Genomic DNA, 13,087 nt, shown 5'->3' with positions numbered 1-13,087 from the left:
ATGAGAAAGGATTCCAGGATTTTTGTAGCAGGCCATCGTGGACTGGTGGGCTCTGCGATCTTAGAAACCCTGCAAGAGAGAGGCTATGACAATCTCTTAACACGCACAAAAAAAGAGCTAAATTTATTGGACATGCGCGCAGTAGAGGATTTTTTTGCCACCATGCAGCCTGAGTATGTTTTTTTGTGCGCGGCCAAAGTAGGCGGGATCATCGCCAATAACACCTATCGCGCAGATTTTATCTATGAAAATTTGATGATACAAAACCACATCATCCATTGCGCTTATAGATACCAAGTCAAAAAACTTCTCTTTTTGGGATCTAGCTGTATTTATCCCAAAAGTGCCCCCCAGCCCCTAAGCGAAGATTCTCTTCTCACCAGCCCGCTAGAATACACCAACGAGCCCTATGCCATCGCAAAAATCGCTGGAATCAAGATGTGTGAATCCTATAATCTGCAATATCAGACCAATTTTATTGCCGTGATGCCCACCAATCTCTATGGCAAAAACGATAATTTTGATTTACAAAATTCCCATGTCTTGCCCGCGCTAATCCGCAAGTTCCATGAAGCCAAGCTGCGCGGAGACAAAGAAGTGAGTATTTGGGGTAGCGGAAAGCCGCGCCGAGAATTTTTATACAACAAAGATTTAGCAGAGGCTTGCGTGTATGTGATGGAAAAGATTGATTTTTCTATGCTTACTCAAGGAAAAAAAGAAGTCCGCAATACACATTTAAATATTGGATATGGCAGTGATATTAGCATTGCACAATTAGCAGAATTGGTGCGCGAGATTGTTGGCTTTGAGGGGGGAATTGTTTTTGATACCAGCAAACCCGATGGAACCTACCAAAAACTCATGGATAGTTCAAAAATTTTTGCTCTAGGATGGAAGCCAAAAGTGGGGCTAAGAGAGGGGATAGAGAAAACCTATCAGTGGTATCTATCATGAAAAAAAATCACTTTTTTCGTAGCATTGCGCAGGTTTTATCCCTCATCACCAGACGCGATCGCTTCATTTTATTTGGGCTTTTTTTGGCCACCCTGCTTCTGACTTTGATTGAGACAGTGGGAATTGGTGCCATCATGCCATTTATCACGCTGGCCACCACTCCAGAGCTCATCTTCAATCAAAAAATCCCCCATCTCATTTATGAATTTTTGGGCTTTAGCAATACCACGCAATTCATGCTGGTTTTTGCCGCGATTTTGGTCGCATTCTACGTCTTTCGCGCAGGCTACAACATCCTCTACACCTACATGCTCAATCGCTTTGTCTTCCAAAAATATCATTATTTTTCCTACAATCTTTTTCGCAAGATTCTGCGATTTGAATATGAAGTCTTTTCCAAAAAAAACCTTGATGAAATCCGCCAAAAAATCCTCACAGAATCCTCCTATGCCTCCCAATTTCTCAATAGCTTTTTGCGCATCTTTGCAGAGGTTAGTGTCATCCTCCTGCTGTATGTAATTTTATTAATCATTAGTTGGAAAATGACCTTGGTGCTCACGGTTTTTTTGAGCATCAATGTAATTTTAATCATCAAGGGAGTGGGCAAGGCTGTAGACAAACAAGGCCAGGCAAGGAGCAAGAGTGAAGATGGATTTTTCAAGATGCTCTCCCAAACGCTCAGCAATTTCAAAATTGTCAAACTACGCGCCAAAGAGGAGGAGGATTTCAAGCTTTTTGAGCAGATTTCTCTCAAAAGATCGCGCGCCCAGATCCTCTATCAAACCTTTTTGAGCCTGCCACGCAATATTTTAGAGACCATAGGATTTTGCATCCTAATTGCCTGCGTGGGGTATATTTTGTTTATGCAAGGAGATGCAAAAGCAGTTTTGCCAATCGTCTCTATGTATGCGCTCGCACTCTATCGCGTATTGCCCTCTGTCTCCAGAATCTTGGATAATTACAACACCATGTGCTTCATGAGCAGGGGAGTGGAGCAAGTTTATGAGATGATGCAAAGCGAAGAGATTTTAGAGGGAGATGAACAGCTAAATTTTGAGCATGAAATCTCCTTGCGCGATGTTTGCTTTTCTTATTCGGGCAAAAAACCCTTATTTCGCGATTTTAATCTCAACATAAAAAAGGGCGAGAAAGTCGCATTCGTCGGGAAAAGTGGCGCAGGAAAATCGACCCTAGTAGATCTCATCATCGGGATTTTAAAACCAAAGGCAGGGAGTATCTACATCGATGATACTCCGCTAAATAATGATAACATCCGCTCTTGGCGCAAAAAAATTGGCTACATCCCTCAAAGCATCTATCTTTTTGATGGGAGCGTCGGAGAAAACATCGCCTTTGGTAGCAAAATGGACAAAAAACGCTTGATGGAAGTGGCAAAAATGACAAAGATTTGGGATTTTTTGGAGGAAAATGATGGCTTTAACACACAGGTAGGAGATGGGGGTAACCAGCTAAGCGGTGGGCAAAAGCAGCGCGTGGGGATTGCTAGGGCGCTTTATCGCAATCCTGATATTTTAGTATTAGATGAGGCTACCAGCGCACTAGATGATGCCACAGAAAAAGCCATAATGAAAGAAATCTATCAGATCGCCAAAGACAAAACACTACTAGTCATCGCGCATCGCCTAAGCACCATAGAAAATTGCGATCGCAAAATCTTCGTGGATCAATGCACAGTCAAATCCCACCCCACAAAAGAAGAAGTCCTCTCAAATCTTTCACACCTCTCAAGCACTTCGCATTCTTCCAATGAATCAAGTGCTTCAGGCCGTCATTCAAGTGCTGTTGCAAAAGATAAAGCACATCAACGCAAAAAGCATTAGAGAACAAAAATATAACCATGGCATCAAGTGCCCCGTCTTGATAATGGAATGAGAGAATAATCAAAGATAAAAGGCGTAAATAAGGAGCAAATAGGAAGAAGTGTCACAAAAAAAATAATACATAGAAGAAATATGTGAAAACTAAGAAATCCCACAAAAAAGTGTGGTTTTACTAAAAAATCACACTGACAAAAACCTATCACAAATACACAAAAAACAATAAAACACGGGAGAGAGTTGATGGGGGAAACTAGATTGAACATGGGGTGGTACGCCCGGCAGGAGTCGAACCTGCGACCTACGGCTTAGAAGGCTGTTGCTCTATCCAGCTGAGCTACGAGCGCGCAAACCAATGAGTTAGGTGGTACGCCCGAAGGGAGTCGAACCCCTAACCCCCAGATCCGAAGTCTGGTGCTCTATCCAATTGAGCTACGAACGCAATTGATTGTTATATGGATTCAATATTTATTAAAAATTAATGGGGTGGATGATGGGGCTCGAACCCACGACCCTCAGAGCCACAACCTGATGCTCTAACCAACTGAGCTACATCCACCATAATAACAAGAATGGTCGGGGCGAAAGGATTCGAACCTTCGGCCCCTTGGTCCCAAACCAAGTGCGCTAACCAGACTGCGCTACGCCCCGATATTCTGAAGTATCTAGGGCAGGATTATACTTAAAAAACAGACATTTTGTCAATATTTAAAGCGCGTTTTTTGTCTTTTTCCTCTTTATGTTTTTATGTTTTCCTCGCCAAAACATTCTCAAAGAATCAAATCCCACACATCCTCCCAGAAAAATCAAAAGTCTTTCCAAAGTCCCAGCCCCACCAAGTCTAAAAAAATCAAAAAAACTCTGTAAAATGTCAAAAATTTGGAACCCTCTATGATTGTTGAAAAATACTCTGGTAGCGGCAATGATTTTTTAATCACACATCTTTGCCAGCACCCCTCCCCAAAAGATCTTGCCAAAGAGCTTTGCCACAGGCATCTTGGAATTGGCGCTGATGGCTTCATCATCCTCAAGCCTCATCAAACCTATGCCTATGCCTGGGAGTTTTATAATTCTGATGGTTCAAGCGCGCTCATGTGCGGAAATGCCAGCCGCTGTGTAGCACACTATGCCAACAAACATCATCTAGCAAAGGCACAGCACATTTTTTGGGCAGGTGCGCGCGCCATAGAGGTGCATGTCAAAAAAAATACTGTTGCTACACATCTAGGCAAGCCAAGCACAGTAGAGACCCTCTCCCTCATCAGCTCCTATGCCTCCTATGCCTACAAAATTGATACAGGTGTGCCACATTTAGTCATCTTTGCCAAGAGTCAAAAATCCCTCCCTGCATATGCCACACAAGAGCTCAAAGATCTCAGAGAGGAATATAATGCCAATGTAAATGTCGTGTATGCAAAAAATCCAAAAACCCTTTATGTGCACACCTATGAACGCGGAGTGGAAGACATCACCCTAGCCTGTGGAACAGGTATGGCAGCAGCCAGTGGAGTCTATCATTTTTTGCATCCAGACCATTGCCTCTTTACCTGCCTACCACCTAGCAGAGAAGAGTTAATTTTGAAAGTAGAGGAGCAAAACATCATTTTTGAGGGCAAAGTGCGCCATATCGCCACTTGCTACATTGATGCATAGGCCACCATGGATAAAAAATCTTTGAAAACCCAATTACGCTGGGTTTTAGGGCCTGCTGCTTGGAATTTTCCTGCGGATGTTTAGAAATTTTACCCGCCACTGCCTTGGGATTTTGCTCACCGCTGCTACAGAAAAACCTTTACTAGATGCACCACAAGAACTTCGCTTTAGGACCAGAGTTTTTGCCGCAGTTCACCCCAGAAAAACCAAGAACATCCAAAAACAGAAACTAAAAAACAAAAAAAAGAAAACCTAGCTCTCGCTAGGTCTTGTATTCTTCCACTTCTATATAAATACAAATTACTAAAAGTATCAAAGGAGTTAAACAAACAAAATTTCAGATAAATAAATAAAAAGGTATCACTACTTCCGCGGGGGATGGACTTGTCCAAAATCCAGCCCCGCTCACCCACTATAACAAAAGAATGAATGAAAATTAATTTTTTTTTATAATCTCACCCCTATGATCCCCTGCTTTAGAAAAAAAGAAACAAAACCTACACATTCTTGAAAATCCCTGCGTAATCTTGTAATCATTTCAAAATATCAAACTCCCTGCCACTCACCATAAAAATCCAACAACCTCGTGCCGCACTCCCAAAACTCAAAGACATACCGCCAAAACCCCTCAAGGCATCAAAATAAAACGAGTATTATGGAACGCTTGTTGCTTGAATACCTACAAATTTCGATTAAGGATTTGAATATGTTACGATCACTTTGGTCAGGTGTTAGCGGCATGCAAGCACACCAAGTAGCACTTGATGTAGAAAGCAACAATATTGCAAATGTCAATACCACCGGTTTTAAATACTCTCGTGCCTCATTTGTAGATATGATCTCTCAAACCAAGCTCATAGCCACATCTCCTCACAAAGGCGGCCTAGGCGGGCAGAATGACGTTTCCGTGGGGCTTGGTGTGAATGTGAATAGTACGACGAAGGTTTTTTCACAAGGCAGCACACAAAACACAGATGTCAAGACGGATCTCGCCATTGAGGGGGATGGGTTTTTTATCATCAGCCCCGATCGCGGGAAGACTCAAAACTTCACCCGTGATGGAGAATTCCTCTTTGATGCCAATGGCAATCTTGTCACCAATGGTGGATATGTCGTGCAGGGATGGATGAAAGACGATCTCAGGAATGCTGAAAAAATCTCAGAGGATGACTTTTTCCGCGTGGACACCACAAAACCAATTCAAAATATTCAAATCGATCCTGCGATGATGATGCCCGCTCGTGCTAGTTCCAACATATCTCTCCGCGCCAATCTCAATGCAGGGAGACATGTAGATCAGGTGGCCAATGTTTTTGCGCTGGATTCCACGACAAAAACTCCAGTGGATGGAATAAACCCCATCTATGATTCTCATGACAATCTCACACAAAAGGCCGAGGATTTTGGCGCGCTCTTTACCCAAAGTGGAGATGCCATCGGACTGACAGAAAACCAAGGGATCTGGGTGAGCTACAAGACTTCTGAAATGGTTAATGACATCGAAGCCACCAGTGAGGAGAGTAGCATCGAAATCAATCATACTAGAATCTCTTTTACCAATGACTCAGCTGCCTCTGGGATCTCCTCAGTGGTCGCAGCGCAAAATGCAATCAATGCGCTCAAGCAAAAAACCGGAGTAGAGGCATTTGTGGACAATGGAATGCTACGCCTCCAAAATAAAAATAACATGGATGGAAATGCGGAGGTAAAAAATATCCGTATTACTGCTGATGGAACCGGGGCATTTGCAAACTTCATCGAGGGAGATTCTGATATCACAGCGTTTCGATATCGCTACACCACCTCAGCAAGCCCTGACTCTGGCACTGGACAGTTTCGTACCACAGAGGATCTCAGAGCTCTCATCCAATATGATGCCAACCTCATCAAAGATCCCTCCCAGGCCTATACAGACAGCACTGCGAGCGTCTCTGTGAAATTCAACAAATATGGCATGCTTGAAATCCAAAACAAAGACAATGGGGATGAGCTAAAACAAGATCTTAATATTTTTGTCAGCGGATATTCCTCAGAGAATGTCACTAACAATGTATTGTTCAAAGACACGATGAAGGGCCTAAACACCTCCTCTCTAGTAGAGGGTGGGGTATCCGCGTCCAGTGGGGTATTCACACATGCAGTGCATAGCACAAGCATTGACATCATCGATAGTCTAGGCACCAAGCATATGATTCGCTTTGAATTTTACAAAAGCGGAACATCAGAATGGAACTGGCGTGCCATCGTACCAGATCCAGCAGAACTCTATGGTGGATCTGCTACAAGACCCAATATCTTTGAGGGGGGAACTGTACGATTCAACTCTGATGGAAGTTTGGCTGGAATGAGCCCCCCTGTCTTGCAATTTGATCCCAAAAATGGCTCAGATTCCCCACAAAGAATTAACCTCTCCTTTGGGAAAAGCGGGGGATTTGGCGGACTTACCAGCGTGGATAAACAATCAGAGACCTATGCCATCAGCCAAAACGGTTACCAAGCAGGGAGTCTGGTGGATGTGCGATTTGACTCCAATGGCTCACTCCTTGGGGGCTTTAGCAATGGCAAGAGCATGGCACTGGCTCAAGTGGCGCTAGCAAACTTTGCCAATAACACAGGCTTGCAGGCCATCGGAGGCAATGTCTTCTCCACAAGCGGAAACTCAGGAGATCCCATCATTGGCGCGGCCAATACGGGGAGACGGGGCAGCGTAAATGGATCAAAACTAGAAATGAGCAATGTGGACTTAAGCCGCAGCCTCACTCAGCTCATCGTAGTGCAGAGGGGATTCCAAGCCAACTCCAAAGCAGTCACCACCTCCGATCAGATACTAAACACTCTACTCTCCTTGAAGCAATAACCACGCACCTAGGGCAATCGCCCTAGGAAAATCACAACCAAGCATGTCAATTTCTACCAGAAATTTTTGAGCAAATGCGCCAACCCTGCTTGGTTTTTTGCATGCATTCTGATTGATTTTTTGGCAAAATCAAAAAATCATCATGACACAGGCCACCCAGAGCAAAAATACAAACCTTCACCATAACCCAAAAATGCTAAAAACTTCAATCAGAAAAAAACTGCACTAAAATCAAAAAATGTCAGCCCTAAAAACCTTGCATAAAATCTAAAATAGATTAGTTTTTTTGAGACCATTTGCACAAGTGGTGTGGCCATTCTTGATGCAATCCTCATAAATTGCATGATTTTGCGCCAGCATATCGCGCGAGTTTTCTTGGTGATAGAGATGGTAGGCGATGCCTGCAAATTTCAAATACCGCACCTCGCCACCCGCATACAAAAATCGCGCTACAAATTCGCTATCTTCCCTTCCCCAACCTCTAAAATCCTCATTGAAACCATTGATTTTTTCTGCGTCTTTTTTAAAAAAACTCATATTACAACCCCGAATAGGCAGGAATTTTGTGAGATTTAAATGAGATTTGTTGTAGTGTTTTTTTTGGTAGATCTGATGTGCGAGAAACAAAATCCTAAAAGCCTTGAGCGCAAAAGTCTGGAAGGCTAGGGAAAAGTCTTTTTTTTTCAAGATTGCCTGGGTTTTTTCTTCATCCAAAAGTACCCGAATCCCCTGCAACAATACATTCTGCCGCGCAAAAGTGATGTGATCTCTCACAAAATCCCTATGCACAATCATATCTCCATCTAGAAAAATGACATACTCCCCACTTGCTTGCTGCAGAGCTTTGTTGCGGATTTCAGAGAGTCGAAATCCCATATCCTCCTGCCAAACATGCAAAATCTTTGTTGATGCACTAGCGATGTATTGCTCTATGAGCGCACGTGTATCCTCTCTGCTGCCATCATCTGCTATCAAAATCTCCGATGGCTGCACACTCTGGCACAATAAAGAATCCAGCACCAAAGCCAGCCTTTCTTTTTGGTTGTAGGTGGTGACAATCACACTTGTTTTAGGATACATAACCCCCCTTTACTCTCTCTTGTTGGATGACCTTCCACCACAGTGCAACTCCCATGCAGAGCAAAAAAATACTGACATTGGATTCCCAGATCTCTCCGATAAAGGAATTAGGAATAATACTAAAACAAAGCATGCTAAGCGCACAAAGTGTAGCGCAAGCAATCATGGGATTTTTCTCGCGCAGATAAGGAGAGAAGAGGCGAGCGATGCTATACCACACAAAAAGAATGGTCAAAAGCCCCACGATCCCGCGCTTGCCCAATGCATTGAGGAATTGATTGTGTTTTTTTCCCTTGTAATCCCATTCCTTGCGATCGATACGACTCTGGCTTTTTTGCATGATTTCCCTCCATCTCGCACTAGCCTCTGTGCTACTGAGGCCAAAAACTGGCGCCAACTCCCACATCGCAAGCGCTTCCTTCCACATCTCAAAGCGCAAGCCAATGCTAGTGTCCACATCCCCTTCTTTATAGGCCTTCAAGTCTGTATTTACAAGCTTTAGACGCTGTGCCCCTTCTTTTGGACTTAGCACACTCACCATACCCACCGCGATCACCAAAGCCAAACATCCCGCCATCACACGTTTAAAATACATGGGTTGATAAAATTTCACCAGCAACACCACAAGCAATGCACCAAACAAAACACTCAAAATACTGCCCCTTGTGCCAGTCATGAAACATGCCGCATAAGAAAAAACAATACTTCCAAACACAAATGCCTGCTCCTTTTTACTCCTAGCAAAAAGAAAAATCACTAGCAAAAATAGAGTCAAAATCCCACTTGCATCACCAAATTCAATAATGCCCCCACCCCCAAGACCCCTGAAGCGAGAAGTCCCACTCACACGATGGACATGGAGGCCTAGGCGCTGATATAATCCAATTAGGCCATTGAGATATCCCGAGCAGACAAATAAGACAAAAAGGAAATTCGCACTAATCCTAAAGTCTTTTTTCCAAAAAAGCCACGTGAGATAAGCTAACAGGAGGTATTTTGAAGGTTGGTCTAAATCAATGAAGGAAAATTTTTGACTCTCCAAAATCCATTTGGCACCCAGCGCAAAGCTAAGCAGGGCACTAGCAAAAAATCCTATCAATGCAAAAAGATAGATCTTTTCATTTTTTCCCAAGGCAGCATTGCTTGGGGCGGGATTGTTTTTTTGGAAAAAGCCTGAAACAATCAGCACTAGCAGCAAAAAAACGCAGCCAATAAGCGGACCAATGCGATCAAAGCTCAACAAAAAAGTAAGCGCTATGCCCACACTTATAAAAATCTCAAATGTATTTCTCTCTTGCCTCAACATTTCAAGCCCCATGTAATATTTCTGTACCCCAGCTCTATTGCCCTAAAAAATCTCCATCCTCAAAACCCCCTGCATCGCTTCCAAATCCAGGGGCCACAAATTGCTGTCATTTTTTGGCTACAAATCTAGCCAAAACCAAAGATTTACCAAGCTGACAAAAATTATCAACCAACTCCAAATACAAGAGGACAAAAAGCGCCATCGCATCAAAAATGTGCCTGCAAACCCCTTCATCCTCGCACAATCCAAACCCCTGCGGAGAGAAAACTTTGGAGAACTCTCAAACAATCCTGCAAACCTCACAGAGATTTGCAAGTGATCCAAAAACACATCGCCACCCCAATGCTAGTAACGTATCAGCCAAACTTGCATGCGGTCGCTTTTCAAGATTAAAAATCCCTGTGTGAATTTTAACAAAAAATCCCCATAAAAATAACGCAAAAACGTTGTTTCAAAGCGCCCCACCACAGGCCCGCACATTTCTTTTGTAGCCCCTCCCATCACCAACACCAAATGCCGCTGCTCCATAATGGCATATTTGCCAAAAAAATTATTGCATCCTACAAAACCAATATATTGGCCAGATTGAAATTCTACAAATGAATCCGTATAGGGCACATACACACGGCTCCCATCCACATCCACAGCCACGATCTGCCACTTCCCCAAAAATTTATTATCCACCAATGCCTGTGATACGCTCGTGGCCTGCAAAATCCCCAACATAGCCAGCAGCCAAAGAGCGATTCTCATGGATTTCCTTTTTACTAGATTCTCTTTTGGTACAATACCAGAAAATATTCAATTCTTAAGGAAAAGCATGGATTTTGTCAGCATCATTATGGGAAGCAAAAGCGACTACAAGATCATGAGCGAATGCATCGCTGTGTTGGAGGGCTTTGGCATTCCTTATGAGATGCTCATCTCCTCAGCACACAGAAGTCCTGAGCGGACAAGGACATACATCCAAAAAGCCGAGGCAAAGGGAGCCAAGGTCTTCATCGCTGCAGCAGGTATGGCAGCCCATTTAGCAGGAGCAATCGCAGGCATGACCATCAGACCTGTGATCGGAGTCCCCTTGCCTGGCGGTGCGATAGATGGACTTGATGCATTGCTTAGCACGGTACAAATGCCAAGTGGCATACCTGTAGGAACTCTGGCTATTGGAAAAGCAGGCGCGATGAATGCTGGCTATCTTGCCGCACAAATTCTCTCCCTTAACAATCCCATTCTCACACAAAAATTAAAAGAAGATCGAGAAAAAAAACTCGCTAAGCTAGAAGCAGATAGCAGAGAAATTGAAGTATTTCTTTGAAATGCAAGACCCTATTTATTTTTTGCCCTATAAAACACCATTTGGAGATTTTTATCTTTGCTCACAAAACGACAGGATTATTGCATTGGATACCTCTCCTCTTGGGCTTTTATCTCACACTCCACTTTTACAAGAAGCAAGCAAACAGCTTGATGAATATTTTCAAAAAAAGAGAAAAACTTTTTGCCTACCACTATTCCAAAGGGGAACTCCCTTTCAAAATCGCGTATGGGAAGCAATCGCAAAAATCCCCTATGGCCAAACTCGTAGCTATAAACAACTAGCAGAATCCATTGCTCATCCTCGTGCTTATCGAGCCACAGGGAGTGCTTGCGGGAAAAATTCCCTGCCTATTTTTATCCCCTGCCATCGCGTGGTGGCTAGCACACATATGGGAGGTTTTGCTCTAGAGCTTGGCATCAAGAATTTTTTACTCAAACTTGAATCCCAATAATTTTTAAAAATCCATTTTTGAAAGCTCTTGCAAGGATTTGTGCTGGTGAGTTTTTTGGTAGCTTTTTCATGATGCCATAAAATGTGGCATTCTCACAGAAGTCCCATTTTTTAAGTGGAGTAAAAATTGCCAACATTGGGAATTTTTACAAAATTTAAGCTGGGAGCAAAAAATGCTAAAAACTGTTTTTTATTTCGATGGGGTTTTTTTGAAGTTTTTTGATAGGTCTTTATTTTCATAAAACTTAATTTTTTAAAAATGTTTCTCAAACCTCGCACGCACCCCCTGCGTACGTTCACTGCGCGCGCTTATGTATTCCTACACGAACAAAATATTTGGCGCGAGGAATCACAATTAGGCCTGCATCTCTTCTAGTATTTTTTGAGCTTTTTGCAGATCTTCTTGCGTATCAATGCCAATGCTATCAGTCTCAACAATCTCCATCATGATAGGCTTTTGATGATAGATGGCTCGAAGTTGCTCGAGCTTTTCGATGTCTTCCCATGCACTTTTTTGCAATGCGCAAAACTCCTGCAAACTCCAGCCAAAAAATCCATACACCCCCAGATGTCCCAGATACTCAACCTCATCGCCCCCATCTCGATCATAGGGGATAAGGGAACGCGAAAAAACCACGGCTCTTTTTTGGGAATCCAGCACTACTTTGACAAGATTGGGATCCTTGGCATCTTCCTTGGCTATCTTTTTGGCAAGGCTGGCCATGAAGGGACTTTCTCGCGTGATGTTTTGCAAGGTCCTTATAAGCTCTTCTTCCAAAAATGGCTCATCGCCCTGTACATTCAAAATCATCTCACCAGAGCTCACGCCAAGCGTCCTGCATGCCTCTGCACAACGATCTGTGCCCGAGGCGTGATGCTCGCTTGTCAGAATCGCACGCACGCCATGGCGCTCACAAATCCCCAAAACCTCCCAATCATCGCAAGCCACCACCACATCATCAAATCTAGCAGCATTTTTTGCAGTGCGCACAATGAGAGGTAGGCCTCCTAGATTTGCTAGCATCTTTTGTGGGAATCTTGTAGATTTCAATCGCGCAGGGATGAGAATCATTTTTTGTCCTTTTTTGTGAGTTTGTAGCAAATCAGAGCCAGAAATATAGCAAAAATTGCATAAGAAAACCAAGAAGGAATCTTCTGCCCCAGCAGAAAATGCATACCTGCTAGCAGTCCCGCGACATAGGACAATCCCGCATAACGGTGAAAAATTTTTTTGGAAAAAAAGGAGAGAAAATCCAACCAAGCAATCAATAAAAACGCAATAAATCCCAATAAAAGATAGGAGCGCTTACTCACCTCAACAAAAAAATCCTGCCAAAAGATCTCGCTAACCAGATAGATAGCCAGGTGCAAACTCGCATAAAAAAGTACATATTGCCCAAGAATGGCTAAGAATTTTTGATATTTATTCTTAATTTTGGTAATCATGCCTAAAATTATCACACCAACTAACAAGACCACTGCCACATCGCCTAGGAAATGCAGTATGGGCTTATAAAATTCACTGTGATGGGCGATGTAATAACCCACAAAAGCAAGCGGGGATAATAGCACAAGATGAAACAATGCCCTATTGTACTTCAATTTACAATTTTCCTATAGATTTTCTCGTC

Annotated in this window: 12 protein-coding genes and 4 tRNA genes; 7 read left to right on the top strand and 9 right to left on the bottom strand. The window is 43.1% G+C overall.

The window, feature by feature from the left end; genetic code table 11:
• A complete protein-coding gene (locus DQN48_RS00490; protein ID WP_013022451.1) occupies positions 1-954 on the top strand; it encodes a GDP-L-fucose synthase family protein in 954 nt (317 codons plus the stop codon).
• Positions 951-2,795 (top strand): ABC transporter ATP-binding protein/permease, encoded by a 1,845-nt coding sequence (locus DQN48_RS00485; protein WP_013022450.1) that lies wholly within the window; start codon positions 951-953, stop codon positions 2,793-2,795. The genes DQN48_RS00490 and DQN48_RS00485 overlap by 4 nt, the downstream gene beginning before the upstream one ends.
• A 267-nt stretch (positions 2,796-3,062) precedes the next feature.
• Here the strand turns inward: DQN48_RS00485 and DQN48_RS00480 are convergent.
• From DQN48_RS00480 to DQN48_RS00465, 4 genes are all read right to left on the bottom strand, one after another.
• A tRNA-Arg gene (locus DQN48_RS00480) sits at positions 3,063-3,139 on the bottom strand.
• A gap of 18 nt (positions 3,140-3,157) precedes the next feature.
• Positions 3,158-3,234 (bottom strand) — tRNA-Arg (locus tag DQN48_RS00475).
• Positions 3,235-3,274: 40 nt separating this feature from the next.
• A tRNA-His gene (locus DQN48_RS00470) sits at positions 3,275-3,351 on the bottom strand.
• 14 nt (positions 3,352-3,365) lie between these two features.
• A tRNA-Pro gene (locus DQN48_RS00465) sits at positions 3,366-3,443 on the bottom strand.
• 240 nt (positions 3,444-3,683) lie between these two features.
• Between DQN48_RS00465 and dapF the strand changes: the two genes are divergently transcribed.
• Entirely contained in the window at positions 3,684-4,445 is a 762-nt protein-coding gene (gene dapF / locus DQN48_RS00460; protein ID WP_013022449.1) for a diaminopimelate epimerase, read from the top strand.
• Positions 4,446-5,151: 706 nt separating this feature from the next.
• Positions 5,152-7,302 (top strand): flagellar hook protein FlgE, encoded by a 2,151-nt coding sequence (gene flgE / locus DQN48_RS00450; RefSeq protein WP_041913016.1) that lies wholly within the window; start codon positions 5,152-5,154, stop codon positions 7,300-7,302.
• Positions 7,303-7,569: 267 nt separating this feature from the next.
• Here flgE and DQN48_RS00445 read toward each other — a convergent pair whose 3' ends face one another.
• Complete coding sequence (locus tag DQN48_RS00445; RefSeq protein WP_013022446.1) at positions 7,570-8,382, bottom strand: glycosyltransferase family 2 protein; 813 nt, start codon at positions 8,380-8,382, stop codon at positions 7,570-7,572.
• On the bottom strand, positions 8,372-9,688 hold the full coding sequence (locus tag DQN48_RS00440) for an O-antigen ligase family protein (protein WP_013022445.1): 1,317 nt from the start codon (positions 9,686-9,688) through the stop codon (positions 8,372-8,374). The genes DQN48_RS00445 and DQN48_RS00440 overlap by 11 nt, the downstream gene beginning before the upstream one ends.
• Positions 9,689-9,788: 100 nt before the next feature.
• On the opposite strand from DQN48_RS00440, the gene DQN48_RS00435 reads away from it, so the two are divergent.
• Positions 9,789-10,007, top strand: coding sequence for a hypothetical protein (locus DQN48_RS00435; protein WP_013022444.1), 219 nt, complete (start codon positions 9,789-9,791; stop codon positions 10,005-10,007).
• 26 nt (positions 10,008-10,033) lie between these two features.
• Here DQN48_RS00435 and DQN48_RS00430 read toward each other — a convergent pair whose 3' ends face one another.
• Positions 10,034-10,441, bottom strand: a complete 408-nt coding sequence (locus DQN48_RS00430) for an META domain-containing protein (protein WP_013022443.1) — start codon at positions 10,439-10,441, stop codon at positions 10,034-10,036.
• Between the two features lie 67 nt (positions 10,442-10,508).
• Here DQN48_RS00430 and purE point away from each other — a divergent pair, with 67 nt between their 5' ends.
• Together purE and DQN48_RS00420 are read left to right on the top strand one after the other, a co-directional pair.
• A complete protein-coding gene (gene purE / locus DQN48_RS00425; RefSeq protein WP_013022442.1) occupies positions 10,509-11,003 on the top strand; it encodes a 5-(carboxyamino)imidazole ribonucleotide mutase in 495 nt (164 codons plus the stop codon).
• Entirely contained in the window at positions 10,987-11,457 is a 471-nt protein-coding gene (locus DQN48_RS00420; protein WP_013022441.1) for a methylated-DNA--[protein]-cysteine S-methyltransferase, read from the top strand. The genes purE and DQN48_RS00420 overlap by 17 nt, the downstream gene beginning before the upstream one ends.
• Positions 11,458-11,811: 354 nt before the next feature.
• Here DQN48_RS00420 and kdsB read toward each other — a convergent pair whose 3' ends face one another.
• Positions 11,812-12,528, bottom strand: a complete 717-nt coding sequence (gene kdsB, locus DQN48_RS00415; RefSeq protein WP_013022440.1) for a 3-deoxy-manno-octulosonate cytidylyltransferase — start codon at positions 12,526-12,528, stop codon at positions 11,812-11,814.
• Positions 12,525-13,058 carry a cytochrome b family protein gene (locus tag DQN48_RS00410; RefSeq protein ID WP_013022439.1) on the bottom strand — a complete coding sequence of 178 codons (534 nt, stop codon included), beginning with the start codon at positions 13,056-13,058 and terminating at the stop codon, positions 12,525-12,527. Before DQN48_RS00410 ends, kdsB begins: the two co-directional genes overlap by 4 nt.
• Positions 13,059-13,087 lie beyond the last annotated feature (29 nt).

Source organism: Helicobacter mustelae (assembly GCF_900476215.1).
GTDB lineage: Bacteria > Campylobacterota > Campylobacteria > Campylobacterales > Helicobacteraceae > Helicobacter_H > Helicobacter_H mustelae.
This window is presented reverse-complemented; position numbering and strand designations above follow the sequence as displayed.

What these genes read in the sequence shown, in the direction of transcription:
- DQN48_RS00490 (WP_013022451.1), top strand. Translation starts at nt 1, where the DNA reads ATGAGAAAGGATTCCAGGATTTTTGTAGCAGGCCATCGTGGACTGGTG.
- DQN48_RS00485 (WP_013022450.1), top strand. Translation starts at nt 951, where the DNA reads ATGAAAAAAAATCACTTTTTTCGTAGCATTGCGCAGGTTTTATCCCTC.
- dapF (WP_013022449.1), top strand. Translation starts at nt 3,684, where the DNA reads ATGATTGTTGAAAAATACTCTGGTAGCGGCAATGATTTTTTAATCACA.
- flgE (WP_041913016.1), top strand. Translation starts at nt 5,152, where the DNA reads ATGTTACGATCACTTTGGTCAGGTGTTAGCGGCATGCAAGCACACCAA.
- DQN48_RS00445 (WP_013022446.1), bottom strand. Translation starts at nt 8,382, where the DNA reads ATGTATCCTAAAACAAGTGTGATTGTCACCACCTACAACCAAAAAGAA.
- DQN48_RS00440 (WP_013022445.1), bottom strand. Translation starts at nt 9,688, where the DNA reads ATGTTGAGGCAAGAGAGAAATACATTTGAGATTTTTATAAGTGTGGGC.
- DQN48_RS00430 (WP_013022443.1), bottom strand. Translation starts at nt 10,441, where the DNA reads ATGAGAATCGCTCTTTGGCTGCTGGCTATGTTGGGGATTTTGCAGGCC.
- purE (WP_013022442.1), top strand. Translation starts at nt 10,509, where the DNA reads ATGGATTTTGTCAGCATCATTATGGGAAGCAAAAGCGACTACAAGATC.
- kdsB (WP_013022440.1), bottom strand. Translation starts at nt 12,528, where the DNA reads ATGATTCTCATCCCTGCGCGATTGAAATCTACAAGATTCCCACAAAAG.